At 62.6% G+C, this 24,193-nt stretch carries 23 protein-coding genes; 9 read left to right on the plus strand and 14 right to left on the minus strand.

The window, feature by feature from the left end; translation table 11 throughout:
- Window positions 1-40 precede the first annotated feature (40 nt).
- Complete coding sequence (locus FEZ59_RS28445) at window positions 41-883, minus strand: CoA ester lyase (RefSeq protein WP_030244636.1); 843 nt, start codon at window positions 881-883, stop codon at window positions 41-43.
- 95 nt (window positions 884-978) lie between these two features.
- The gene (locus FEZ59_RS28450) at window positions 979-1,389 is read right to left on the minus strand and encodes a lipopolysaccharide assembly protein LapA domain-containing protein (RefSeq protein ID WP_020969349.1); all 411 of its coding nucleotides are present in this window, start codon (window positions 1,387-1,389) and stop codon (window positions 979-981) included.
- Window positions 1,390-1,491: 102 nt separating this feature from the next.
- Between FEZ59_RS28450 and rlmN the strand changes: the two genes are divergently transcribed.
- On the plus strand, window positions 1,492-2,601 hold the full coding sequence (gene rlmN, locus FEZ59_RS28455; protein WP_019747992.1) for a 23S rRNA (adenine(2503)-C(2))-methyltransferase RlmN: 1,110 nt from the start codon (window positions 1,492-1,494) through the stop codon (window positions 2,599-2,601).
- Window positions 2,602-2,679: 78 nt separating this feature from the next.
- Here rlmN and FEZ59_RS28460 read toward each other — a convergent pair whose 3' ends face one another.
- The gene (locus tag FEZ59_RS28460) at window positions 2,680-2,949 is read right to left on the minus strand and encodes a DUF2631 domain-containing protein (protein ID WP_003942762.1); all 270 of its coding nucleotides are present in this window, start codon (window positions 2,947-2,949) and stop codon (window positions 2,680-2,682) included.
- 120 nt (window positions 2,950-3,069) lie between these two features.
- On the opposite strand from FEZ59_RS28460, the gene dxr reads away from it, so the two are divergent.
- The 5 genes from dxr (at window position 3,070) to FEZ59_RS28485 (ending at window position 9,523) form a co-directional block, all read left to right on the plus strand.
- Window positions 3,070-4,227, plus strand: a complete 1,158-nt coding sequence (gene dxr / locus FEZ59_RS28465; RefSeq protein ID WP_172933501.1) for a 1-deoxy-D-xylulose-5-phosphate reductoisomerase — start codon at window positions 3,070-3,072, stop codon at window positions 4,225-4,227.
- Window positions 4,228-4,234: 7 nt separating this feature from the next.
- Complete coding sequence (locus tag FEZ59_RS28470) at window positions 4,235-5,446, plus strand: M50 family metallopeptidase (protein ID WP_030535658.1); 1,212 nt, start codon at window positions 4,235-4,237, stop codon at window positions 5,444-5,446.
- An 87-nt stretch (window positions 5,447-5,533) separates the two neighbouring features.
- Window positions 5,534-6,691 (plus strand): flavodoxin-dependent (E)-4-hydroxy-3-methylbut-2-enyl-diphosphate synthase, encoded by a 1,158-nt coding sequence (gene ispG / locus FEZ59_RS28475; protein WP_007734888.1) that lies wholly within the window; start codon window positions 5,534-5,536, stop codon window positions 6,689-6,691.
- 111 nt (window positions 6,692-6,802) lie between these two features.
- Window positions 6,803-7,639 (plus strand): GNAT family N-acetyltransferase, encoded by an 837-nt coding sequence (locus FEZ59_RS28480; protein ID WP_003942692.1) that lies wholly within the window; start codon window positions 6,803-6,805, stop codon window positions 7,637-7,639.
- 69 nt (window positions 7,640-7,708) lie between these two features.
- A complete protein-coding gene (locus FEZ59_RS28485; RefSeq protein WP_172933502.1) occupies window positions 7,709-9,523 on the plus strand; it encodes a penicillin-binding transpeptidase domain-containing protein in 1,815 nt (604 codons plus the stop codon).
- Between the two features lie 4 nt (window positions 9,524-9,527).
- On the opposite strand, the gene FEZ59_RS28490 is transcribed toward FEZ59_RS28485, so the two are convergent.
- Window positions 9,528-10,337: a LuxR C-terminal-related transcriptional regulator gene (locus tag FEZ59_RS28490; protein WP_069145988.1), complete on the minus strand. Its 810-nt coding sequence runs from the start codon at window positions 10,335-10,337 to the stop codon at window positions 9,528-9,530.
- Window positions 10,338-10,515: 178 nt separating this feature from the next.
- Between FEZ59_RS28490 and FEZ59_RS28495 the strand changes: the two genes are divergently transcribed.
- Complete coding sequence (locus FEZ59_RS28495; protein ID WP_172933503.1) at window positions 10,516-12,138, plus strand: AMP-binding protein; 1,623 nt, start codon at window positions 10,516-10,518, stop codon at window positions 12,136-12,138.
- A gap of 57 nt (window positions 12,139-12,195) precedes the next feature.
- Here the strand turns inward: FEZ59_RS28495 and FEZ59_RS28500 are convergent, their stop codons facing one another.
- Genes FEZ59_RS28500 through FEZ59_RS28525 form a run of 6 tightly spaced genes read right to left on the minus strand, consistent with a single transcriptional unit; the run spans window position 12,196 to window position 17,938 of the window.
- Entirely contained in the window at window positions 12,196-12,981 is a 786-nt protein-coding gene (locus tag FEZ59_RS28500) for an ABC transporter permease subunit (RefSeq protein ID WP_019747999.1), read from the minus strand.
- The gene (locus FEZ59_RS28505; protein ID WP_019748000.1) at window positions 12,956-13,858 is read right to left on the minus strand and encodes a 2-aminoethylphosphonate ABC transporter permease subunit; all 903 of its coding nucleotides are present in this window, start codon (window positions 13,856-13,858) and stop codon (window positions 12,956-12,958) included. The genes FEZ59_RS28500 and FEZ59_RS28505 overlap by 26 nt, the downstream gene beginning before the upstream one ends.
- The gene (locus FEZ59_RS28510) at window positions 13,855-15,030 is read right to left on the minus strand and encodes an ABC transporter ATP-binding protein (RefSeq protein WP_020907382.1); all 1,176 of its coding nucleotides are present in this window, start codon (window positions 15,028-15,030) and stop codon (window positions 13,855-13,857) included. Before FEZ59_RS28510 ends, FEZ59_RS28505 begins: the two co-directional genes overlap by 4 nt.
- Before the next feature lie 2 nt (window positions 15,031-15,032).
- Window positions 15,033-16,082: a 2-aminoethylphosphonate ABC transporter substrate-binding protein gene (locus tag FEZ59_RS28515; RefSeq protein ID WP_020969356.1), complete on the minus strand. Its 1,050-nt coding sequence runs from the start codon at window positions 16,080-16,082 to the stop codon at window positions 15,033-15,035.
- A 25-nt stretch (window positions 16,083-16,107) separates the two neighbouring features.
- The gene (locus FEZ59_RS28520) at window positions 16,108-16,785 is read right to left on the minus strand and encodes a phosphonatase-like hydrolase (protein WP_019748003.1); all 678 of its coding nucleotides are present in this window, start codon (window positions 16,783-16,785) and stop codon (window positions 16,108-16,110) included.
- Window positions 16,786-16,810: 25 nt separating this feature from the next.
- A complete protein-coding gene (locus FEZ59_RS28525; protein WP_019748004.1) occupies window positions 16,811-17,938 on the minus strand; it encodes a TIGR03364 family FAD-dependent oxidoreductase in 1,128 nt (375 codons plus the stop codon).
- 96 nt (window positions 17,939-18,034) lie between these two features.
- On the opposite strand from FEZ59_RS28525, the gene FEZ59_RS28530 reads away from it, so the two are divergent.
- A complete protein-coding gene (locus tag FEZ59_RS28530; protein WP_019748005.1) occupies window positions 18,035-18,778 on the plus strand; it encodes a GntR family transcriptional regulator in 744 nt (247 codons plus the stop codon).
- A 102-nt stretch (window positions 18,779-18,880) separates the two neighbouring features.
- Window positions 18,881-19,723: an SDR family NAD(P)-dependent oxidoreductase gene (locus tag FEZ59_RS28535; RefSeq protein ID WP_134998828.1), complete on the plus strand. Its 843-nt coding sequence runs from the start codon at window positions 18,881-18,883 to the stop codon at window positions 19,721-19,723.
- A gap of 23 nt (window positions 19,724-19,746) precedes the next feature.
- Here FEZ59_RS28535 and FEZ59_RS28540 read toward each other — a convergent pair whose 3' ends face one another.
- From FEZ59_RS28540 to FEZ59_RS28555, 4 genes are all read right to left on the minus strand, one after another.
- A complete protein-coding gene (locus tag FEZ59_RS28540) occupies window positions 19,747-20,874 on the minus strand; it encodes an NAD(P)/FAD-dependent oxidoreductase (RefSeq protein WP_060939584.1) in 1,128 nt (375 codons plus the stop codon).
- Between the two features lie 9 nt (window positions 20,875-20,883).
- Window positions 20,884-21,570 (minus strand): TetR/AcrR family transcriptional regulator C-terminal domain-containing protein, encoded by a 687-nt coding sequence (locus FEZ59_RS28545; RefSeq protein WP_020969360.1) that lies wholly within the window; start codon window positions 21,568-21,570, stop codon window positions 20,884-20,886.
- Between the two features lie 311 nt (window positions 21,571-21,881).
- Window positions 21,882-23,042: a serine hydrolase domain-containing protein gene (locus tag FEZ59_RS28550; protein ID WP_134998829.1), complete on the minus strand. Its 1,161-nt coding sequence runs from the start codon at window positions 23,040-23,042 to the stop codon at window positions 21,882-21,884.
- 126 nt (window positions 23,043-23,168) lie between these two features.
- A complete protein-coding gene (locus FEZ59_RS28555; protein WP_202023240.1) occupies window positions 23,169-24,074 on the minus strand; it encodes a hypothetical protein in 906 nt (301 codons plus the stop codon).
- Between the last annotated feature and the right edge of the window lie 119 nt (window positions 24,075-24,193).

Genomic DNA, 24,193 nt, shown 5'->3' on the forward strand with positions numbered 1-24,193 from the left:
AGCGCCTGACGTTTTCTGCACCGATTCAGTAGTAAAAAAATCAGTGATCGGTGGGGATGTGGAACAGGGTGGCGAGCTTGTGAATCTTCTTCGCCTTGGCGAGCTTGGGCAGGTCGCTGCCATCGCGCACGCGTGAGCCGTCTTCGCCGAGATCGTCGATGACATTCTGAGCCCAGATCGCGTCGGCCACGGAGGGACTCAGTCCCGCGTTGACGGGGGCAGTCTGCGCGGTGGTCATGCAGAGTTTGCCGGCCATACCGAGTGACAAGGTGATCGCACAGTCTCGGGCGAGCAGATCCAGATCGGGGCCGAGCGTGGGACCGTCGATCGGCGGAGCGATGCGTGCCGCGCGGCTGGCGATGGTGAGCCGCGAACGCGGGTACGACATCGACGTGGGGGAGTCGTCCATCCCAGTGTCGCGCCGGAAGTCGCCGCTGCCGAATGCGAGACGGAAGATGCCGTCAGTGCGTGCGATCTCGGGCGCAGCCTCGAGTCCTACCGCGGATTCGACGAGAGCAAGAATCTTGGTGCCTTCGGGAAGTCGCTCGGCCGTGGCGTCGGCCTGCTGACCGCTTTCGGTCTTTGCGAGCATGACACCCTCGAGTCCGGGGAGGCCCGCGAGTGCGGCCAGATCCTCTTCCCAGAACGGTGTCGTGGCGTCGTTGATCCGAACCCAGGCGTGATTGTGTTCGCTCAGGAATGCGGCGACATCGCGGCGGGCCGCCGGTTTGTTGGGTGCGGTGACGGCATCCTCGAGGTCGAGAATGACGGCGTCGGCCGCACTCGCGAGTGCGGCGTCGAAGGTGTCCGGTTTGGACGCGGGGACGAGGAGCCAGGATCTTGCCTGCTGTGGGGCAATTCGCGAGGTCACAGGTCTCTCCATGTGAGTAGTCACATCAGGGCCTTTCCGGTGATTTCCACGACATCAATGATGCCTGCTGGCCCATCGATCGACCCAATTGCGTAACTAGATTTCAGTCACATCTGCCGCTTCGCTGCGCGCCGGATCTGAATGATGCGAACCCCGCCTGCCAACGCCATGATCAATGCGCCCGCGATCGCGGAGAGCAGGATCGTGATTCCGAGCGGAAAGTCGATCTGCCAGGCGAGGATCTTGACGGAGACGCTCTCGAGGTTCTGCAGGATGAACACCAGAAGTAAGATCAGCACAATTGCGCCTATGACCAGGCCAACCCAGGTCGTCGCAGCTCTGGTTCGGTCGGTGACCGACGTTCCGGTCGGCACCGGTTCAGGCGTCGGTGTCGGTTCCGGATCGTGTTTTTCCACTGCCTTGTCCTCGCCCACCTTCGGAAGTTCCGGATCGGGACCGAAACCGTCGGCGGGGCCGTACACGGGGGAGTTCGACGGATCCTCTGGTGTGGTTGACATGACATGATCATCACGCAACCTGCGCAAAGTTGCACGGGTAATCCGGCCACAATCGGGTGGCAGTGGGGTAGCACCCCAAAACAATGGGACAATGGTGTAACTATGGCTGCCTCTCTTCCCCTCGTTTTCACTGCACCCAAGCGCGGAATGCCTCCACGGCACCTCGCCGATCTCGATTCCGCCGAGCGCAAAGAAGCGGTGAAAGAGCTCGGCCTTCCGGCTTTCCGGGCCGATCAGCTCGCGCGTCAGTACTACGCGCGGCTCGAAGCCGATCCGGAGAAGATGACCGATCTCCCCGCATCGGTGCGCGAGAAGGTGGGGGAGTCGCTGTTCCCGACCTTGTTGACCCCGATCAAGCACCTCGCGTGCGATTCGGGCGACACTCGCAAGACCCTGTGGAAGGCGCATGACGGAACGCTGCTCGAAAGCGTCCTGATGCGCTATCCCGATCGGGCGACGCTCTGTATCTCGAGTCAGGCAGGCTGCGGAATGGCCTGCCCGTTCTGTGCGACGGGTCAGGGCGGCCTCGACCGCAACCTTTCGACCGCCGAGATCGTCGATCAGGTTCGCGAGGCAGCGGCCGCAATGCGCGACGGTGATGTTGCCGGCGGACCCGGGCGCCTCTCGAACGTCGTGTTCATGGGTATGGGCGAGCCTTTGGCGAACTACAAGCGCGTGGTGGCAGCGGTACGACGCATCACTTCGCCCGCACCCGACGGGCTCGGCCTGTCTCAGCGGTCCGTGACGGTCTCGACCGTCGGCCTAGCTCCCGCTATCCGCAAGCTCGCTGACGAAGGCCTGAGCGTCACGCTGGCGGTGTCGCTGCACACACCGGACGACGAACTGCGTGACACTCTTGTCCCGGTCAACAATCGCTGGTCAGTGTCGGAGGTACTTCAGGCTGCCCGGTACTACGCAGACAAGACCGGTCGTCGTGTGTCAATCGAGTACGCGATGATCAAGAACGTCAACGATCAGCCGTGGCGTGCGGACATGCTGGGCAAGAAGCTGAAGAAAGCACTCGGCGGGTTGGTGCACGTCAACCTGATTCCGCTCAACCCGACTCCGGGCAGCGAGTGGGACGCGAGCCCCAAGGACGTCGAGCGTGAGTTCGTGCGTCGGGTCATCGCCCAGGGCGTCTCGTGCACGGTGCGCGATACGCGCGGTCAGGAAATCGCCGCAGCCTGTGGCCAGCTGGCAGCCGAGAACTGAAGCGTTCCAGGCCTGAAACACGTAAAGAGAAGGCCTCCACGAACTTTCGTTCGTGGAGGCCTTCTCTTTGTCAGGTTTCTAGCGCGGGCGGCGACGGATGACGATGTCGCGGACCAGAATGAAGATCATCAATCCGGCGGTGCCGATGAGCCACAGATCCTCGACCTTGCCGTGATGGTTTCCGATCATCATCAGAAGCAGGAATATTGCGAAGAACCATCCGAGGAAACGGAAAAACTTGAGTCCTTCACCACTCCACCCCCATGCGGCAGAGGGAACCTCGGCCTCATCGACGTGCGAGACCACGACGGGGGCGCTGGACTTGACGTCCAACTGGGTATCGGCCACGGTCGATCCTCCTGCTCATTCGGTTGCACTACTGCCCAATATGGTGACATACGACTGCCTGTCGTACGTAGTTGGGCGTCGATAAGGTTGTTCTCAGGTGTTATCAGGAACAATGGGCGAGTGCAGGAAACCACACGTACCCGCGTCCTCCTCCTCGGCAGTACCGGTTCGATCGGTACCCAAGCGCTGGAGGTCATCGCTGCCAACCCCGACCGTTTCGAAGTAGTCGGTCTTGCAGCGGGCGGCAACAACGTCGAGTTGTTGGCCGAACAGATTCGTGCAACCGGCGTCACGGACGTCGCCGTCGCCGATCCTGCAGCGGCGTCGGCGCTGGAATCGGTAACCGCCCGTTCGGGACCGAGCGCCGTGACGGAACTGGTTCGGGACAGCGGTGCCGATGTTGTCCTCAATGCGCTCGTCGGTTCGTTGGGACTCGAACCGACACTGGCGGCTTTGAACTCGGGAGCGCGCCTGGCGCTGGCGAACAAGGAATCGCTTGTCGCCGGCGGAGCTCTGGTGACGAAAGCCGCCGCCCCCGGTCAGATCGTGCCGGTCGACTCGGAGCATTCGGCGCTTGCCCAGTGCCTACGTGGTGGAACAGGCGACGAGGTGGCCCGGTTGGTTCTCACCGCTTCGGGTGGGCCGTTCCGTGGCTGGAGCGCCGAGGATCTCGAAAGTGTGAATCCGGCTCAGGCAGGTGCGCACCCCACCTGGTCGATGGGCCCCATGAACACCCTCAACTCGGCAACTCTGGTCAACAAGGGCCTCGAGTTGATCGAGACGAACCTGCTGTTCGGGATCGACTACGACCGCATCGACGTCACCGTGCATCCGCAGTCGATCGTGCATTCCATGGTGACCTTCTTCGACGGATCGACGCTGGCACAGGCGAGTCCACCGGACATGAAGCTCCCGATTGCTCTCGCTCTCGGCTGGCCGGACCGCATCGAAGGTGCGGCGTCGGCATGCGACTTCACCACCGCCTCCACCTGGGAATTCGAGCCGCTCGATTCGTCGGTGTTCCCCGCCGTCGATCTGGCGCGAAGCGCAGGCAAATCCGGAGGTTGCTTCACCGCGATCTACAACGCGGCCAACGAAGTGGCGGCTCAGACATTCCTCGACGGTGTCATTTCCTTCCCGGCGATCGTCCGCACGGTGGCTGCTGTTCTCGACGATGCAGGTCAATGGTCCGCAGAACCGGTTACCGTGGACGACGTTCTGGCCGCAGACGGCTGGGCACGCACACGAGCGCGTCAGCTCGTGAAGCAGGAGGGCTAGAGCTTTCATGGTTTTTGCACTGGGCGTAGTGCTGTTTGCCCTCGGCATCGGCGTGTCCATCGCCCTGCACGAAGCCGGTCACATGTGGACGGCCAAGGCTTTGGGAATGAAGGTTCGCCGCTACTACATCGGCTTCGGACCGAAGATCTTCTCGTTCCGTCGAGGTGAGACCGAGTACGGCCTCAAGGCGCTGCCGCTGGGCGGATTCTGCGACATCGCGGGCATGACGGCCCTCGACGAGATGACGCCTGAAGAAGAGCCGCACGCGATGTACAAGAAGGCGGCGTGGAAGCGCGTCGTCGTCATGTCCGGCGGTATCGCGATGAACTTCATTCTCGGGTTCCTCCTGATCTACGCATTGCTTCTCGGCTGGGGCCGAACTGAGCCCGCTCAGCCAGTGGTCCAAGAGGTCACCTGTGTGGCCCCCGATCAGCTGGGCCAGGACGGCAACTTCGAGCTGACAGAGTGCTCGGGTGGGGGCCCCGCGGGAGATGCGGGCCTGCAATCGGGAGATCGGATCACCGCAGTCGACGGAAAGTCGACGAGCACCTTCCCTGAGGTGGCAGCAGCTATTCGAGGTGTGGATGGTCCGATCGTGTTGTCGGTTGATCGCGACGGAGAGGCCTTGTCGATCACGGTCGTGCCCGAACGAGTCCAGCGATATGTGAACTCGGCCAGTGGCGTTCCCGTGAAGCAGGAAGTATCCGCTGTCGGAATCGGTGGACCGGGCTCGGCGCTGGTCGAGTACAACGCTCTCACGGCTGTTCCGGCAGCCTTCGACTACACCGGCCAGATCATGGTCGACTCGGTGAAGGCATTGGCTGACATTCCGTCGAAGGTGGGGGCACTGTGGGAGTCGATCACGGGCGGCGAACGCGCCCAGGACACACCGATCAGCGTGGTCGGTGCCAGCGTGATCGGTGGCGAGGCCGCAGATCGAGCCGAGTGGCCGATGTTCGTCGGACTGCTCGCATCGATCAACTTCTTCCTCGGTGTTTTCAACATCCTGCCGCTGTTGCCGCTCGACGGCGGTCACATCGCGGTGGTCTTCTACGAGAAGATCCGTGATTGGTTCCGCGCCCGCCGAGGCTTGATTCCCGGCGGCCCGGTCGACTACACGCGACTCCTTCCGATTACTTACGTATTCATCGTGATCGGTGGCGCGTTCATGTTGCTGACACTCACGGCTGACATCGTCAATCCGATCAAGATCTTCTGACCGTGTGAGAAGGGTGACGGTTGCCGCGCGGTAGTGCGGCGATCGCCCGGCTAAACTTGCAGTGAAGCTATGAAAGAAGGCACAGACGTGACCATCCCTATCGGACTGGGAATGCCCTCGGCACCCGCAGCGATTCTTGCTCCTCGACGCAAGACACGGCAGCTGCAGGTCGGCACGGTAGGTGTGGGCAGCGATTTCCCCATCTCGGTGCAGTCCATGTGCACCACGAAGACGCACGACGTCAATGCAACGCTGCAGCAGATCGCGGAACTGACCGCGTCCGGTTGCGACATCGTCCGTGTCGCCTGCCCGCGTCAGGAAGACGCGGACGCGTTGTCGATCATTGCGAAGAAGAGCCAGATCCCGGTTATCGCCGACATCCACTTCCAGCCGCGCTACATCTTCGCGGCAATCGATGCGGGATGCGCTGCGGTGCGCGTCAATCCGGGCAACATCAAGGAATTCGACGGCCGTGTCAAAGAGGTGGCCAAGGCTGCCGGTGACGCAGGCATTCCGATCCGTATCGGTGTCAACGCGGGATCGCTCGATCCTCGGTTGATGGAGAAGTACGGCAAGGCGACGCCCGAAGCGTTGGTCGAGTCCGCGCTGTGGGAGGCCGGGTTGTTCGAAGAGCACGGCTTCGGTGACATCAAGATCTCCGTCAAGCACAACGATCCGGTGATCATGGTCGAGGCTTACCGCCAACTCGCCGCCAAATGCGATTACCCGTTGCACCTCGGCGTCACGGAGGCAGGGCCGGCGTTTCAGGGCACGATCAAGTCCGCGGTCGCCTTCGGTGCGCTGCTCGCGGAGGGTATCGGCGACACGATCCGGGTTTCGCTCTCGGCCCCGCCGGCCGAGGAAATCAAGGTCGGTAACCAGATTCTGCAGTCTCTGAACCTGCGTCCCCGCAAGCTCGAGATCGTCTCATGCCCCTCGTGTGGCCGTGCACAGGTCGATGTCTACACACTCGCCGACGAGGTCTCCGCCGGCCTCGAAGGCATGGAGATCCCGCTGCGCGTGGCAGTCATGGGTTGCGTCGTGAACGGACCGGGCGAAGCGCGTGAGGCCGACCTCGGTGTGGCGTCCGGCAACGGCAAGGGCCAGATCTTCGTCAAGGGCAAGGTCATCAAGACGGTGCCCGAGGCGCAGATCGTCGAGACGTTGATCGAAGAGGCGATGAAAATTGCCGAAAGCATGGAGGGTGACGCCTCGGAGGGTGCGCCGGTTGTCACCGTGAGTTGAGTGATTGCCGGATGAATCTTCCCCGTCGGTGTCAGGTTCGTGGCAATCTGAGTGCATCATGATCGGGTAGTGATATTCGTGGACGCGCAGTCGAGTCGAGGGGGTTGACGGATGCTCAAACTCCTCGGAGCCAAGCAGGTCGGAAGTCGAGATCTCGAAGACGTCCGACGGGTACTCGACGCCGATCCGGTGGCGGCCTGCATGATTGCCGCGCGCGTCGAAGAATGCGGCGTCGACCCACGAATGATTCACGGCGAGCTGTGGAGTCGAGGCGGGCCGTTGTCCTCACTGTGCTTTGCCGGGGCGAACCTGGTTCCGCTTCGAGGCGATCCGGATGACATTCGGGCATTCGCCGACCGTGCCTGTCGGATTCCGCGCATGTGCTCGTCGGTGGTCGGCCGCGCCGAATTGGCGTTGCCGCTGTGGGAGATGCTCGAGCTCGACTGGGGAACTGCGCGGGAGGTTCGCCCCGAACAGCCGTTGCTCGCGGTTTCCGAGCCGCTGGCGTGCCCGTCGGATCCACTGGTCCGGCAGGTTCGCTCGGACGAACTTGAGATCTATCTGCCTGCCGCGATCGCGATGTTCATCGAAGAGGTCGGAGTCGACCCGCGTGCCAACGACGGTGGGCGCGGATACCGGCACCGTGTCGCTAGCCTGATCGCCGCAGGTCGAGCGTGGGCGCACATCGAGGACGGCCAGGTCGTTTTCAAGGCGGAGGTCGGTTCGATGTCTGCTCGCTGTGGCCAGATCCAGGGTGTGTGGGTCAACCCGGAATTTCGTGGGCAGGGCTTCGGCGTGACCGGTACAGCGGCTGTAGCGGAGTCGATCATGGCGACCGGTCGCATTGCGAGCCTGTACGTCAACAGCTTCAATACGATTGCGCGGTCGACCTATTCGCGGGTGGGGTTCCGACAGGTCGCGACCTTCTCGACGGTGCTGCTCGACTGACCGTACAAGCTGCGTGCAATGGTCGCGCCTACGCTGGGTGGAGCATTTGTCGCCCTACTATGGGGCTCGATGAACACTCGGCATTTCTCTCGTAGTCGCTCGGCCCAACTGTTGGCCTCCTGCACCGTGATTTTCTTGGCGGTGGGGATCAGTTCGTGTACTCCGAAACCCGCCGGCCCCGAGCCCGTCGCGCAGCAGTTCCTGAGTGCGTTCGGTGACAGGGATATCGACGAGGCAGCAAAACTGACGGACCGGCCTGATTCCGCGGGTCCTGTATTGAGTGACACCTGGGATGCGCTCCAGGCCGAGTCGATGACTGCCGAGACCACGTCGGTGAAGATGAACGGTGACACTGCGACGGTCGGCTACACCTACGAGTGGCACCTTCCGAAAGACCGTGTGTGGACGTACGACGGCGAGCTGCAGATGGGACGCAAGGACGGCGACTGGTCCGTCCGGTGGAGTTCGACGGACGTTCACCCGCGCCTCGGTGACAAGCAGACGATGTCGTTGCGGGCAACCGCGGCGCCGCGAGCGCGGGTCAACGAGCATTCGGGCACGGATGTCCTGGTGCCGGGAATTGTCTACCGAGTGAAGTTCGATCGCTCCAAGAGCAACGACATCATTGGTTCCGCAAACAATCTCGCAAGTGTTCTCGGTCGGTTCGATTCTTCGCTGACGGGTCAATCGATCGCCGAATCCTCGACGGCCGTCAAGGGCGACTATCTGGTGACCCGCCTGCGCAGTGACGACTACGACCAGGTATCGGCGCAACTGGGAGCCATCTCGGGAGTCTCTGTCTCGGACGAATCGGATCTCGTCTCGACGGACCCGGAGTTCGCGCCCGACCTTCTCGGGCAGATCAAGAAGACGATCATCGACGAGGTCGACGGCAAAGCCGGCTGGAGTGTCGTCACGGTCAACCAGAACGGCGTCGACACCGATGTGCTGACCGAGACTGCGCCGCAACCTGTTCCGTCGTTCAGTATCAGTTTGGATCGCAACATTCAGATCGCTGCTCAGCGTGCCGTGAACGTGAACAAGGATCAGGCGATGATGGTGGTCATCGAACCGTCGAGTGGGGCGATCCTGGCTGTCGCACAGAACAAGGCAGCAGACCGCGACGGACCGGTCGCGACGATGGGTCAGTACCCGCCCGGTTCGACGTTCAAGATCATCACGGCAGGCGCCGCAATTTCGACCGGTCAGGCGACCCCCGACACGATGGTGCCCTGCCCGGGCCGGATCGAGATCGGTGAGCGCAGCGTCCCCAACTACAACGAGTTCTCACTCGGCACGGTGCCGATGGCAACGGCCTTCGCGCGTTCGTGCAACACGTCCTTCGCCAAGCTGGCCAGCGAGATGCAACCAGACACGTTGACCACTGCCGCAGCGCAGTTCGGCATCGGCCAGGACTACAACGTGGTGGGATTGCCGATCGATTCCGGTTCGGTGCCGCCGGCGTCGGACCTGGTGCAGCGGACCGAAGACGGGTTCGGTCAGGGAAAGGTCGTGGTCAGTCCGTTCGGAATGGCGATGGCAGCGGCGACGGTCGCGAACGGTTCGACTCCGGTGCCGCAACTGATTTCAGGGCGCGAAACCACCATCGACGGTGAGCGCCCGGCGATCTCGCCCGCCATGGTCGACGGCCTGCGCGGCATGATGCGACTCGTGGTCACCAGCGGTACTGCAGAACGCGTCGAAGATCAGGGTGAGGTGTACGGCAAGACCGGTGAAGCCGAGGTCGACGGGGGATCGCATGCGTGGTTCGTCGGCTATCGCGGCAACCTGGCCTTCGCCACTCTGGTTGTGCGGGGCGGAAGTTCGGACAACGCCGTCGCAGTCACCCGCGACATGCTCACCGCTCTGCCGGAGGGCTACTGACCCGTCAGGGGAGCAGTCCCAACCTGCGGGCGGTCACCACGGCTTCGTGGCGTGAGCTCGCGTCCAGCTTTCCCATCGCGCTTCGCAGATAGCTCTTGACTGTTTCAGGTCGAAGGGAAAGCCTTTGGCCGGCTTCGATGTTGGTGCAGCCGAGTGCGACTTGCGAGAGAACATCCACTTCACGTGGGGTGAGTGCGACGGCGGATTCGGCGTCGGTGGTAGGGCGCAGCAGGTTGGCCAAACGCTGGGAAAGTCCGCGGAGCTTGGTCTGCAAGTCGGTGTCGGTCACGGTCTGGGCGACACTGCGTAGTTCGGCGTGGACTCCGCGGATCTCTTCCGAAGACATACCGTCGGCGGTGGTCGCGGCGGCGGCCTGAAGTAGTTGCAGGCGACGATCGACCTCGTCGCGGATGGCGAACTCCATCCCGAGACGCCGGGATGCGCTGACCATGACGTCTGCTGTGCGATCGCCGAGGGGAGCGGAGTCGCGGATCGCGGCGTAGAGGACCGCGCGCGATTTGCCGGACACCATGACCGGAACGGCGATGATCGAATGCAGGCCCTCGCTCAGAACAGGCCGGTCGAAGTGATGAGTGATGGACTGCGAATTGCCGTAATCGTTGACGGTGATCGGTGAACCCTGGGCGACGACGCGTCCGCCCATACCCGAGCGCGGCGGGATGGCCAAGCCCTTGAGATTGTTGGTGCGGGTGCCGACGAATTCGCTCAGGTGCAGGGTTCCGTCCTGGACCTCGCCTCCGAACAGCACGGGAACAACGCCCTGAGCTGCAATTGTTCGGAGTTCACCTCGCATAGCGTCCCCGTCGCGGGGACGCAGAAGTGACGAAGCATGTCGATTCACGCAGGTACCCCTTTCTGGGGGTAGTGAAGTTCTCTTGTGAGCTAGATCATAGGGGGTGAACAGTACGTATGACGAGCCGCCAACGTAACCGGTCGGGCCAACCATACGACGATCGAGAAGGAGCAAGTTGATGAGCACCGATCCCACCGCACGGGTGCGCGAGCTGCTGGACCAGTACGACACCCCGCATGCCAGCGCCGCAGAATTGCTCTGCGATCGGCATCCCGCGGATGGCGTTGCATTCACCGTCGTCGAGGCAGACCTTAGCTCGGTGGACCTCACTTACGGTCATCTACGTGAGCAGTCCGCGCGTTTCGCGGCAGCTCTGACGGACCTCGGAGTCGAGCCGGGTGACAACGTCGCGACCTTGATGGGCAAGTCTGCGGACCTCGTGGTCGCGCTCCTCGGAATCTGGCGCCGCGGCGCGGTCCACGTGCCCTTGTTCACGGCGTTCGCTTCGCCGGCCATCGCTTTCCGCTTGACGGCCAGTGGCGCGAAGGTGGTCGTTTCCGACGCCAATCAGCTCGACAAGCTCGCGCCGGGCGAGGACATCCCCGCCGACGCAGCGTGGCAGGTCATCGTCGCGGGCGGCGCGGCCGGTGACGAGTTGGACTTCGATGCACTTGTCGCAGCTCAGGATGCAGGAGACCCGAAGGGCGCTGCTCAGGCAGTCGGCGGCAACGCACCGATGGTGCAGTTGTTCACCAGTGGCACCACGGGGACACCCAAGGGCGTGCCGGTTCCGGTGCGCGCGCTCGCGTCGTTCCACGCCTACCAGGAGTTCGGCCTCGACGTCCGTCAGGACGACGTGTTCTGGAACGCCGCAGACCCGGGCTGGGCGTACGGGCTGTACTACGCGTTGCTCGGTCCGCTTGCCGCGGGAACGCGAAGCATTCTGCTGCACGCCGGATTCTCCGCGCCGCTGACGTGGCAGATCATCGAGAAGTTCGGTGTCACCAATTTTGCCGCTGCTCCGACCGTGTACCGCAGTCTGCGTGCCGACAAGGCACCCGTTCCGGAAGGCATCTCGCTTCGCCGCGCGTCCTCGGCCGGTGAGCCCTTGACTCCGGATGTTGTTGCGTGGTCGAAGAACTCGTTGGGCGTCGAGGTTCGTGATCACTACGGCCAGACCGAGCACGGCATGTTCATCGTCAACGCCTGGGCCGACGGACTCCGCGAGGACGTCCGTCCAGGATCCATGGGTCGTCCGTTGCCGGGCTGGTCTGCCGCTGTGCTGGAGGACAATTCGGATGACATCGCACCGGCTCGCACTCAGGGACGCGTGGCGATCGATACTCACAACAGCCCGTTGATGTGGTTCACCGGATACGTCGATGCGCCGGAGAAGACGAAGCAGCGATTCAGCGAAGACGGTCGCTGGTACATCACCGGTGACGCCGGAATGACGGACGAGGACGGATTCTTCTTCTTCTCCTCGCGCGACGACGACGTCATCATCATGGCGGGCTACCGCATCGGTCCCTTCGACGTCGAGAGCGTGCTGGTCATGCACGAGCACGTCATCGAGGCGGCAGTGGTGGGCATGCCCGACGAGTTGCGCGGTGAGGTCCTCGAGGCGTTCGTCGTACTTCGCGAAGGTGTCGACGGCGACGACGAACTCGAGAAGGAACTGCAAACCCTGGTGAAGAAGAAGTTTGCAGCGCACGCGTACCCGCGCACAGTGCACTTTGTTCCGAACCTGCCCAAGACCCCGAGTGGCAAGGTTCAGCGGTACATCTTGCGGAAGGGATAAACCCCTTGCTGTGCGCCTTTATTAACCGCGGGCGGTTAATAAAGGCGCACAGCAAGGTCAGCGCCGACGGATTCTGCCAACCACCATGAGGGCGATCAGGGTAACTGCAAGCAGCAGTGTCGTATTTGCTGCGGCAAGAAATACCTGGCCGCGGTCGGTGAGTCCGAAGATACTGACCGGCAAGGTCTTCCATGTCGCCGGGTAGACCATGACCGTTGCGCCCAGCTCACCCATCGACAGTGCGATGGAAAGCCCGGCGGCCGCACCCAACGCTGGGAGCAGCAGCGGTAGCGTCACCCGCGTCAGCACCCGCACTGGGCCGGCGCCGAGTGATTCGGCAGCTTGACGGTAGGCGGGATCGAGCCGTTCGAGCGCGGCCGATACGGAACTGAAGGCAAAGGCAAGCACCAAAACCGTGTGAGCGAGAATCACGATCCATTTGGTGCCGCCGAGCAGTAATGGGCGCTCGTTGAAAGTGATGAGCAGACCCAAGCCGATCGCGACCGACGGAACCGCAATCGGTAAATGGAATACGGCATCGGTGATGCGCCGCAGCCACATCGGTGCCTCACGAGAGGCCAGCGCGGCCCACGTTCCGACGATCAATGCCAGTGCTCCCGAGATGAATGCAGTCTGCAAACTGACGATCAGGCTGGCGAAGTTCTCGTCGGACAGCGCCGTGGAGAAGTTCTTGCCGCCGAGATTCGACGGAAGTGGACCGGTCCACGATCCGGCCAAGGCAGCCGCGACGACGGTGGCGATGGGCGCGACAAAAACCACCGCGACGACCAGGGTGAAGAATCCGAGTACGAGAGCCCTAGAGCTTCGTGTCCACAGCAGCACGGCTGCCTCCCATCAATCTGTTGAAGGTGAATCGGTAGAGGCAGTACAGGCCGAGTGAGAGTGCGACCTGGACCGTCGCGATCACTGCCGCGCCGGGCAAGTCGAAGGTGACAATGCCGCGGGTGTAGATGAGGACCGGAAGAGTTACGACGTCTTTTGCTCCGGTGAAGAGCACAATGCCGAATTCATTCAGTGTCATCAGAAGTACGAGTGATCCACCGGCCAGGAGGGCTGGCCACGCTTCCGGCATCACCACCTGCCGCAGAACTCGGACGGGTGACGCGCCGAGACTGGCTGCAACGTCGAGCTGTTCACGCGGAATCTGGGTGAACGCGGCCAACAGCGGACGCACGACAAAGGGTGTGAAGAAGGTGATTTCGGCCGCGATGACTCCGAACGGAGTGTTCAGGAAGTTCAGCGGGCCGCTCGCGTCGCCGGTGATGCTGATGATCAAGGCGTTGACGGCGCCGGCCGTGCCGTACAGAAACGTGAACGCCAGCGTGATCAGGAATGACGGCAGGGCGAGCACGGTGTCGATCAATCGCCCCACCACCTTGGATCCGGCGAATGGAACGAAGGCAAGCACCAAGGCGAGGAAGGTTCCCAGGATCAGGCACCCCAGAGTCGACGCCACGGCGATCTGGATGGTCCGCCAGAGTGCGGTCCTGAACAGTTCCGAACCGAGCACGGAGGACCACGTGGACAACCCGGTGCCGCTTCCGGTGCTCAGCGATTCCGTGAGGACACGCGCAGTGGGGTAGACAGCAAACACGAGGACTAGAAGCAGTGGCGGTAGCGTCCACCCGATCCGGCGCCACGGGATCGGGTCTTTGTGCTGGGGCACAGCGGTTTCGGGGCGTTCCAAGGTTGTCGTCATGGGTGGCGATCCGCCGGAACCAGGACACTGCCGTCCGTGGGCAAGACGACGCCCACTTCGGTGTCGACCGGTCGTTCGTCGTGCCCTGGAACATCCGCGTCGACGCGGACGTCGTCGAGGCCACGGACAGCCAGCGTCAGACGCGTCGTGGAACCGCGCCAGACGCTCGAGACGATGCGCGCCGGGAATGATCCTCGTGCGCCGACGCCGGTTACGCCTACCGCGTGTGGACGAACACACAGGTAGGCGTCCATGTCGGACTCCCATTCGATGTGCCCGATCTCGGGCTGCGGGGCGTGAGCGGTGAACGGCGTGCCACCGATCGAGACCAGTGCGGAGGTGCCGATGACGCGTGTGACGGTGCAGGGCAGCAGGTTCGCACCCCCGAGGAAGGCCGCGGTGAAGCTGGACGGCGGGCGTTTCCACAAGGCCTCGGCGGTGTCGATGTCCGCGAGTCTGGCGTTGCGCATCACTGCGATTCGGTCTGCGAGCGCCAGGGCTTCACTCTGATCGTGCGTCACATAGAGCATGGCTGTGTCAGGTAGTGCGGCGCGCAGTCTCGCCAGTTCGCCGAGCATGCTCTCGCGAAGTTGCGCATCCAGGGCGGCCAGTGGTTCGTCGAGGAGGAGTACTCCAGGGCGAATTGCCAAGGCTCGGGCGATTGCGATTCGCTGCTGTTGACCGCCGGAAAGCTCACGGGGAAGGCGCTTTCCGTACGCCGACATCCCGACCATGTCGAGGGCTTCGGCTACGCGAGGGCCGATCTCCGAGCGCGGCACGCGATGGGCTCGGAGTCCGAAGGCTACGTTCTCGGAAACTCGCATGTGCGGGAAAAGAGCGTACGACTGAACGACGACGCCGATACCGCGTTGTGCGGGAGGCAGATTGGTGACGTCTCGGGTGCCGAGCTTGACGGAACCGGACGTGGGGCGGACAAATCCCGCGAGGGCCTTCAGGGCGGTCGACTTGCCGGATCCACTGGGCCCCAGCAGTGCCACAGTTTCACCCGGTGCCACTCGCAGATTGAAATCGACGAGTGCATGGGTTGCGGTCTTCCCGCGGCCGTAGGCGACGTTGACGCGATCGAAGGTGATGGCCGGAGCGGAATGTTCGATCGCTCCGTGAACACCGACGGTCTCGGGGAGCGTCCGCCCCAGTCTGGTTCTTGCCATGATCAGCTCCCGGTGGCTTTCTGGTAAGCGGCGATGTCGGCGTCGAGCGAGCTGAGGACGTCGTTCCAGTTCGGGGTCCACACGTTGACGCCCTGCAGAACTCCCGAAGGCGTGTTCTTGTCGGTCGATTCACCGGCACTGCTTCGGACGTCCTCGCGGACCGATACGCCGAGTGCATCGGTGGCGACGGTCTTCTGGGATTCTTCGGAGAGCAGGAACTCCATCAACTTCTTGGCTTGTTCGCTGCTCGGTGCGCTCTTGGCGAGGCCCATCACGTAGGGCAGTGCAATGGTGGTGCGAGTGCCGTCGGCTCCCGCGGGGAAGAAGATGTCGAACTTCGAGCCGTCGTCGGCGATGGAGGCGAGGTTCATCTGGACGTCACCGTTGGCGACCAGGAGTTCCCCGTTGCTGACCTTGGGCTGGAGCTTTCCGGTGGAGGACGAGGGACCGACGTTGTTGGCCTGGAGCTTTCCGAGGTAGTCGAGTGCGCCTTCCTTGCCCATCAGATGCTGGAGCAGCAACAACACCGCGGTACCGTCGCCGGCCTGGCCGGGCGTGGAGTACTGCAACTTGCCCTTGAACTGATCAGTGAGCAGGTCGTCCCAAGATTGTGGGGCGGGTGACGCAGTCGGATTGGCGATGAACGAGAGGTAATTCTCGACGACGGGTACGTATTTGCCGGCGTCGTCCTTCTCGTCCGCGGGAACGGCGGAGGTGTCGATTCCGCTGGGCTCGAGCAGACCTTGGGCGTCGGCCTTCTGGATGAACGGCGGCAGCGTGATGATCACGTCCGCCTGTGGGTTGGACTGTTCTTTCTCGACCCGCGAGACGACCTCGCCGGATCCGGCTTCCACGAGGTTGACGGCGATACCGGTCTGCGCGGTGAAGGCGTCGAATCTTCCCTTGTACCAACCGGACAGACCGTCGGCGCTGTAGACGGTGACGGTTTCGGTGTCTGATCCGGCAGCAGTGCCGGTGCCACCGCAGGCGGTGGTGAACGAAAGGACGGACACGGCGAGAGCGGCCGCAGCGATGCTCGGGCGTAGACGCATGACGATTCCTTTTTCGGAGGTGAGATCAGGAGTGGGTGAGGAGTTCGGCGAACTCCGTCACCGACGGGACGATGTGGGTGGCTCCGGCGTCGCGAAGCTGTTGCTCGTCGTGTGCGCCGGTCAGAGTTCCGGCGACGATGGATGCGCCGGAACGAATGCCGCTGAGCACGTCGTTGGACGTGTCGCCGAGTACGGCGATCTGGTGGACGTCGTCGATCGAAAGTTTGAGCAGGGCAGTCAGAATCAGGTCCGGGTACGGTCGACCGCGACCGGCCTCGGCGGGGGAGAGGGTGAGATCGGCGAGGGTTTCCCAGCCGAGCGCGACGAGGAGTTTGTCCTGCGTCGATCGGCTGAACCCGGTGGTCAAGGCAACTTTGATGCCGGCCTCGCGCAGTGTGGTGATCGCCTTCTCCGCGCCAGGGATCGGCTCGGCCAGCCCCTGGTCGATGAGGGAATCGTAAGTGGTTTCGAATGCGGCGTTCGCGGCCTGGGCGCGGTTCTCGTCACCGAAGATCGCCCGGAACACGACGATCTTCGACTGGCCCATGGTGTCGAGGACGTACTGGCGAGCGGCGTCGGCTTCCGGGCCTTCGGCAGGCAGTCCGCCGGCTTCGGCAGCGGCGGCGAACGCGCGAAGAACCAGTCCGTCGTCGGCGACGGTGGTGCCGGCCATGTCGAGAACGGCAAGGGTGATGGGAGACATGAGAAGTCTTTCTTGTCGGAAGGATTCAGAGACCGAGCTGGTCGGCGGTTTGTTCCGCCAGTGCCGGGCCGAGCGTCATGCCGCGGCCACCGGGACCGGCAACCACCCAGACGTTGTCGGCGGCTTGTGCGCGGTGAACAAGTTGTGAGGGGTCGAGGCACTGGCTGTAGACGCCCGCCCATCGCTTGACGATGGGCGGAAGATCGCGCCCCAGAAGTGTTTCCACCACTCCGGACAGATGGCGATAGGGCGCCTCGTCGACGTCGAAGTCGAAGGGCTCCTCGTATTCGTGGGTGTCACCGATGGTCAGACCGCCGTGCAAGCGCTGCACGCACAGGAGTTGCATGCGGTGCTCCTCGGCAGTCGGTTCCTGTGGCTGCACCGTGCGAAGGTGATCGAGGGCAGATCCGGCGAAACCGGGGTAGTAGCGGAAGCTGTCACCGTCAGCGATTGCGGTGGTGAGCTTTTCGCCGAGTGGGGCGGTCTGCATCATCTGCAGGCGCACACGTCGCAACGGGAGATCGCCGGCGAGATCGCGGGCCAATCCGCCGAGTGTTGCTCCGGGGCAGACGATCACGAGATCGGCGTCGAAGTTGCGACCGCGATCGTCGCGGATGTGTACGCCGGGGGTGTTCGTCGTGATCTCGCGGGCTTCCGTTCCGGCGTGGAAGGTGTAACGGCCGGTGGATTCGAGGTAAGAACGGATGGCGGGGAGCGCTTGCCGTGACTCGACAGCGGCGTCCAGGGTGCAGTGCAGTCCGCCGAGAAACTTGCCCCGGAGCGCGGGGTTGACGACGCGAACGGCGTCGGGATCGAGAAGTGCGAACCCTCGGTTGTCGGCGTCCGGCCGAGCGAATGCTTCCTGCGCGACTGCGACCTCCTCCTCGGTGCGCATGAGGGTGATGGAGCCGGCCGGGCGGTATCCGACGCCGGGGACACGGGCGGCAAGGTCCGCCCACAGCTCGCGCGAACGCAGCGCGGCTTCGAGTTCGTGCGGAGCGCGCCCGGATACCCAGACCAATCCGAAGTTCCGTACCGTTGCACCGCGGGCTTCGGGCTCGCGTTCGAGATGGATGACGTCGTGTCCCCGGCGGATTGCCTCGTCGGCGTGCGCCGTTCCGAGGATTCCTCCGCCCACAATCAAAATTCGCATGTAGAGATAGTGACGTTTGGTCTAGACCAATAGGGGGAATCGAGACGAACTCCAGGTTAACAATTGGTATAGACCGAATTCTTGTACGCTTGCGCCATGAATCAGCAGACGTCCACCGGGCCGGGGACCTCGAGCGTCGTGATCGAACCGGAGCTGAAGTACTACCGGGTGCGCACCGAGATCGAGACCATTCTCAGTGGGCTCGAGGAGGGCGACGCAGTCCCGTCCGAGCGGGAATTGGCGGCACGTTTCACTGTCGCTCGCGAGACGGTCCGTCAAGCGCTTCGTGATCTGCTTGTCGAAGGACGGATCGAGCGGCGGGGGCGGGGCACTGTCGTCGCGAGTCCGAAGTTGGTTCAGCCGCTCTCGATTCGTTCTTATACCGAAGGCGCACTGAGTGCTGGGCGAGTGCCCAGTCGTAAGGTTGTGACGTTCGAACGAATGTCGGCCGACGACGGTCTCGCCACGGAGTTGGGTATCGAGTTGGGCGACAGCGTCGTTCATCTCGAGCGTGTCCTCTTCGCCGACGGTGAGAAGATCGGACTCGAATCAACCTTCCTGCCGGACAGCAGGTTCGGTGAAATGCTCGACGCTTTCGACGCGACGACATCGCTCTACGCGGCCATTCGCTCGATCGGCGTGGTCTTCGCCTCCGCAACCGAACGGATCGAGACGGTACTTGCCTCACCGCGGGAGGCAACCCTCGTCGAGTCCACCACCTCGATGCCGATGCTTCTACTGCACCGCACGTCTGTCGACCCGGATGGTGTGCCGATCGAGCGGGTTCGCTCGCTCTACCGTGGTGACCGTATTGCCTTCTTGACGACTCTTCGCGAGTAGGAGGGGCGCCGAGGGGGTCTGCTGTTACCGGGAACGATAGGCACTCCCAGGCCCGTGGAATCTGTTCTGTACTGGACTCCATCAAACGGGAGGACAGTGAACATGGGTGACAAGAAAGTCTGGTTCGTAACCGGCGCAGGCCGGGGCATGGGAGTCGACATTGCTCAGGCGGCTCTTGCCGGCGGGCACGCGGTGGTGGCAACGGGGCGTGATGCGGACCGTGTTTCTGCAGCGATCGGTGAGCATGACGACCTGTTGGTGATTGCCTTGGACATCACCGACGAACAAGCCGCACATGCTGCGGTGGACACGGCAGTTGCGCGATTCGGTGGAATCGATGTGCTGGTGAACAACGCCGGAAACTTCTACGCCGGGTTCTTCGAGGTTGTCAGTCCGGCGCAACTTCGCGCTCAGATGGAGACCAACTTTTTCGGGCCGATCAATGTGACACGGGCGGTGTTGCCGGTGATGCGTAGGCAACGGAGTGGACATGTCGTGACTGTCAGTTCGCTTGCGGGCCTGGTTGGTCAGGAGTTTTGCGCAGCCTACGCCGCGTCGAAATTTGCGCTGGAGGGCTGGATGGAATCATTGCGATTCGACGTCGAACCGTACGGAATCGGGACGACGATCGTGGAGCCGGGATTCTTCCGGACCGAACTGCTTGTCGAGGGTGCGTCGTCGATCTGGCCTGAATTGTCGATAGACGATTACGACGCCCGGACTGGCAAGACCGTCGAAGCGTGGAAGAGCATGAACGGTGCCCAGGGTGGGGATCCGGTGAAACTTGCCGCGGCACTTGTGGCACTTGTCGATTCGCCGCTACCCCCGCGTCGGTGGGTCGCCGGCGCCGATGCACTGTCCGTGGTCGAGCAGAAAGCCCACCAACTGCTCGATGAAGTCGAAGCCCACCGTGGTTTGTCTTCGTCGCTTGCCCTCGAGGCATGACGACCTGATCCGAATTCGTCAGGTCACGGTTGTGAGTTGAACATGTCCAGGAGCCCCTGGGGTGCGTTCTCGCCGAAGCACATGTCCAGACCGTCAGCCGACTGTTGTGCCGATGCGGCGCTGCGTGGGAAGAGTCGTTCTTCGTAGGCAGCAAGTCCTTCCTCCGTGCCGCTATGTGACGCGATCGCCTGGCCGAGTTCGGCGCCGTCGAGCATTGCCAGGTTCGCGCCCTCTCCGGCAAACGGCGACATGACATGCGCTGCGTCCCCGAGCAGAGTGACCCCGGGAGTACGGCTCCAACTGTGCCCGATGGGAAGAGCATGGATGGGGCGAGGGGTCAGCGAGCTGTCCGCTTCGACGATCAGTGACCGCAGCGACTCGTCCCAGTCCGAGAAGTGTTCCAGCAGAATCTTCTTCGCAATATGATCGTCGGAGAAGTCGACACTCGCTGACCAGTTCTCGGGAACCCGCAGGGCGGCGTAGATGTGCAGACTGTTGTCGGTCTCACGGTGGGCAAGGAAGCCCTTGTCGGCACTGAGCGCGAACATCATTCCGCCGCCGACTGTTTCAGCGGCCTTCGCGTGCTGGTTGTCGGCGTCGTGAAGGTCGAACTCCACGAAAGATACTCCGGTATAGGCAGGAGTGGCGTTTGAAACCAGTGGGCGAATTTTCGACCACGCGCCGTCGGCGCCGACCAGGAGATCGGTGGTGAAGTGGGTGCCATCCACGAGGTGGACTTCATGCCGACCGTCCGGCAACGGATGGGCACTGCGGACCTTTGCTCCCCAGCGGATTGTTTCTTTCGGAATTGAGCTGAGCAGTAGGTCACGCAGCTGGCCGCGGTCGATTTCCGGGCGGTCGCCGTCTCCGGTGTCCTGCTCGCTCAGGTGCACGACGGCATTTCGATCGAGGACGCGTGTCTCTTCGCCGCCTTGATGAACGAGTGCGCGGAACTCGTCGTAGAGGCCTGCGGCACGAAGCGCGATCTGGCCCGAGTCTTCGTGGATGTCGAGCATCCCGCCTTGGGTCCGAGCTGTTGGTCCGGATTCGAAATCGAATACCGCCGAATCGATTCCGCGGAGATGGAGGACTCGGGCGAGGGTGAGGCCGCCGAGGCCGGCGCCGATGATTGCGATGGGGTAGTGGTTCATGGTGGGTTCCTAAGAAGTGAGTGGAGTGTTCTCGATGCCCGTGATGAGCGTGCGGAATCCCCAGGAGAGGCGCGCGGTGGGTTCACCGGCAAGTAGAGCTGTTGCATGGCCTGCGACGAGTGGGTGCGTCTGCGGGTTTGCGTTCCGGATTGCGTCGGTCAACGCGCTCCATTGGGCATCCGAGTCGGCAGAATTGTTCGGCGCCGAGTGTTCGGCAGCAGTGGACGTCGCGTACTGCAGCAGCAAGTCCACGCCCCACGCGGCTTGACCCGAAGGGACTTCGCCTTCGTCGAGCAATGCCAGCAGGCGCTCGAGCAGGCGTACGTAGTGAACTCCGCTGGGCCGGGAAACGAGAGCCGACTGGGCAAGGCCGGGATGATCGAACAGTATGGCCGTGTAGGACGTCAGCACCCGTTCGAGGCGCGCTTGCCAAGTGCCGGAGGAATTTTCGGCGAGGTCCACGACTCCGAGCAGTTCGTCCAGAACGGCGGCGTGCAATTCGGCGGTATTTTGAACGTACACGTACAGCGACGCCGGCCCGGTGTCGAGTTCGAGGGCGAGTCGACGCATGGTCAACTTCTGCAACCCCTCCGACCGCAAGATTTCCACCGCGGTACTGACGATGCCCTCGCGTGTCAGAGCGGGTTTGGCCGGACGATTGCGTCGGCTCGATGGACTTGCTGGCTGATTGGGCATATTTTCACGGTACACGAACATGTTCGTAACGAACATGTTCGTAACGAACATGTTCGTTGAGTCACGTGAAGATGTCACGAATCACATGCTGATGTGAATGGGCTACATGCCCGTACCGCCGGAGAGCATTGCGATCGTCAGCAGGATGCCGCCGACTATGCCCACGAGCGGGCTGTCGCTGTTGAGTAGCCAGTCGTTCAACGATCCCATGAGCGCCTCTTTCGGGTTTCGATCTGCCGACGGTCGAGCTTATCGACAGATCGAACCCGATATGTCACGTTTGTCGGAATTGTCGATCGGACCTGAAGTGATCAGCCGTAGACGTTGTCGGGGCTGATCAACTTGGTGATCGGTACCATCAACGCGCTGGTCAGATCAGTCTCGCCGTCGATGTCGGTGTTGATGAAGACAACCAGGGTGGTGTCCTTCTCGGGCAAGTAGACCGAGACTGTCTTGTAGCCGGGCAGGCTTCCGTTGTGACCGATCCAGCCACCGCTGTTGAACAATCCGAGTCCGTAGCCGGAGCTGTCGTCCCCTTCGCTCAAGTTCACGGTTTGCAGGCGCTGCTTCTGAGTGTCGTCGGTGAGGAGATCGCCCTTGGCCAGCGCCGGGACCCAGATGCGCATGTCGTCCAACGACGAGATCATTGCACCCGCGGCGCCGCCCCACGACGGATTCCAGTCCGTCGCCGCGGTCACGGATTCGTCGAGCGTTTGGTTGGTGTACCCCTGTGCGTGTGGTGTCGGGAACGCGTTGGTCGTGGGAAAGCTGGTGTGCTCCATGCCGAGTGGTGTCATGATCTTGGTGTCGATGACGTCCGACAGTTTTGAGCCGGAGACCTTTTCGATCACCATTCCCAGCAGAATAGTGTTGGTGTTCGAGTAGTCGACGGTGGTCCCTGGTCGAAGTTGGAGTGGGAGGTCCTTGACGTATCCGACGAGTTCCTCCGGTGTGAAAGTTCGGCGAGGATCCGAAAGATATTCCATCACAAACTGTTCAGACGTCGTGTAGTCCACGAGGCCGCTGCGCATCCCTGCCAGATGACGCAAGCTGATCGCATCACCTTCCATGACCCCGTCGACGTACTGGGAGATCGGATCGTCGAGACCGATCTTTCCCTCGTCGACCAATTGCAGCAGGGCGGTGACGGTAAATGTCTTGGTGACGCTACCGATCCGGTGGTAGAAGTCGGTCTCCATCGGTGCCTTGGTTGCAGTGTCGGCGACTCCTGCAACCTTCACATAGTTGCCGTCGGGTCCCCAAATGCCCACCATCGCACCGGGAATCCCCGTCGAATTCACCGCAGCGTCGATGATCGAATCGAGCTGGCCGGTGATGGCAGAGTCCATGACCTTGTCAGTGGTGGATGTGGGATTGTCTGCGGATTTGTCCGTGCTGCAGCTGATTACAGCGCCGGCAACCATGGCGCTGCACAGGCCGACAAGCATGATGCGTCTTGCTCCGGTTTTCATGAGTCGAACTCTGCCTGTCCGAGGGCACTCACACATCGACCCCGGGTACGGCAGACGCAGTCCCCAGGTACCTCCTCAGCCGGTACCGGGGGACTACGGAACCCTGGCCTGAACCCTTGACTTGGGTCAGAGCCCGCCGTCGAAGAACGCCGCCAGCGCCGGTGCGGGGTCTGCCGCGGTGCCCATATTTGCTACGCCGACAACGATCAATCCCAGCGTGAACAGTGCAGTGAGAAGGCCTATCGACCCCGACATGAATCTCGTCCGTCGCTCGGATCGTGCCGTTCTCGCGAAGCGTGCCCACACGACCACAGTCACGGCCAGTGATATTGCTGCCGCGATCAGCGCGATCACCGCCATGGCCAAGTGATACCGCGCGAAGTCGCTGATCATCAGTTCGAGGGCGGGACTTTGCTGATTTCCGGTGCCCGTCGACTGAGCGAGCTGTTGTCGGACCTGCCCGACAGTTTCGGAGAGTGCCCCATCCGTCTGGGCCACGGGCAACATCGAGATCAGCGAAGAGAAGGGTGCGACAACACCTTGGACATTTGCCATCACGAGTACCGAAGAGAACAGCGCGAGGAGCGTGACCAGGCCTCCCGCCGAGACGAATGCGAGTTTCTTTCCAGTCGTCAGAGGGCCGGCGTTCACGAACGACGCCTTGACCATGCGGCCGAGTGCGAGCAGAACCGTCAGCAGGATTACCGCAATCACAGCCTTGGCCACGTGGTAGCGCAGCCAGTAGTCGACAGCGGACTCCAAGCTCGGAGAGAAGGCTTGGACACCGGAACTCCAGTATTCGACGAACGCGGCGCGGACCGTCTCGACGAGTTCCCCCTGGCCTGCGTACCCATCGCCCGGCCTACTCGTCAGCATGCCCGGGGCGAGAACGAAGGCAGCGGAGAAACCGGCGACCAACGCGATCAACGCGGCGATCTTGCGACCGGAGTGCTGCGTCGAGCGCGACGGCCCCGCGGTGTTGTGCAGTGGAGAGTTGTGCAGTGGGATTCCTCCAGCGTGATGAGCGATCATCTGGTCACCGTCCACAAAGTCATGTCAACGAGTGTAGAAATCGGTACACCGGACTTCATCGTTCGAGAGGATGATATTTCCGGCGATGGCGTCCGCCCGCCGTCGCCGCTGCCGTCGAC

Origin of the sequence: Rhodococcus sp. MS13 (assembly GCF_013277835.1) — a bacterium.
Taxonomy (GTDB): Bacteria; Actinomycetota; Actinomycetes; order Mycobacteriales; family Mycobacteriaceae; genus Rhodococcus_F; species Rhodococcus_F erythropolis.

Bases quoted from the DNA above. Each gene is read 5' to 3' on its own strand.
- FEZ59_RS28445 (WP_030244636.1), bottom strand. From the start codon at position 883: ATGGAGAGACCTGTGACCTCGCGAATTGCCCCACAGCAGGCAAGATCC.
- FEZ59_RS28450 (WP_020969349.1), bottom strand. From the start codon at position 1,389: ATGTCAACCACACCAGAGGATCCGTCGAACTCCCCCGTGTACGGCCCC.
- rlmN (WP_019747992.1), top strand. From the start codon at position 1,492: ATGGCTGCCTCTCTTCCCCTCGTTTTCACTGCACCCAAGCGCGGAATG.
- FEZ59_RS28470 (WP_030535658.1), top strand. From the start codon at position 4,235: ATGGTTTTTGCACTGGGCGTAGTGCTGTTTGCCCTCGGCATCGGCGTG.
- FEZ59_RS28480 (WP_003942692.1), top strand. From the start codon at position 6,803: ATGCTCAAACTCCTCGGAGCCAAGCAGGTCGGAAGTCGAGATCTCGAA.
- FEZ59_RS28485 (WP_172933502.1), top strand. From the start codon at position 7,709: ATGAACACTCGGCATTTCTCTCGTAGTCGCTCGGCCCAACTGTTGGCC.
- FEZ59_RS28490 (WP_069145988.1), bottom strand. From the start codon at position 10,337: ATGCGAGGTGAACTCCGAACAATTGCAGCTCAGGGCGTTGTTCCCGTG.
- FEZ59_RS28495 (WP_172933503.1), top strand. From the start codon at position 10,516: ATGAGCACCGATCCCACCGCACGGGTGCGCGAGCTGCTGGACCAGTAC.
- FEZ59_RS28505 (WP_019748000.1), bottom strand. From the start codon at position 13,858: ATGACGACAACCTTGGAACGCCCCGAAACCGCTGTGCCCCAGCACAAA.
- FEZ59_RS28510 (WP_020907382.1), bottom strand. From the start codon at position 15,030: ATGGCAAGAACCAGACTGGGGCGGACGCTCCCCGAGACCGTCGGTGTT.
- FEZ59_RS28515 (WP_020969356.1), bottom strand. From the start codon at position 16,082: ATGCGTCTACGCCCGAGCATCGCTGCGGCCGCTCTCGCCGTGTCCGTC.
- FEZ59_RS28520 (WP_019748003.1), bottom strand. From the start codon at position 16,785: ATGTCTCCCATCACCCTTGCCGTTCTCGACATGGCCGGCACCACCGTC.
- FEZ59_RS28525 (WP_019748004.1), bottom strand. From the start codon at position 17,938: ATGCGAATTTTGATTGTGGGCGGAGGAATCCTCGGAACGGCGCACGCC.
- FEZ59_RS28530 (WP_019748005.1), top strand. From the start codon at position 18,035: ATGAATCAGCAGACGTCCACCGGGCCGGGGACCTCGAGCGTCGTGATC.
- FEZ59_RS28535 (WP_134998828.1), top strand. From the start codon at position 18,881: ATGGGTGACAAGAAAGTCTGGTTCGTAACCGGCGCAGGCCGGGGCATG.
- FEZ59_RS28540 (WP_060939584.1), bottom strand. From the start codon at position 20,874: ATGAACCACTACCCCATCGCAATCATCGGCGCCGGCCTCGGCGGCCTC.
- FEZ59_RS28545 (WP_020969360.1), bottom strand. From the start codon at position 21,570: ATGCCCAATCAGCCAGCAAGTCCATCGAGCCGACGCAATCGTCCGGCC.
- FEZ59_RS28550 (WP_134998829.1), bottom strand. From the start codon at position 23,042: ATGAAAACCGGAGCAAGACGCATCATGCTTGTCGGCCTGTGCAGCGCC.
- FEZ59_RS28555 (WP_202023240.1), bottom strand. From the start codon at position 24,074: ATGATCGCTCATCACGCTGGAGGAATCCCACTGCACAACTCTCCACTG.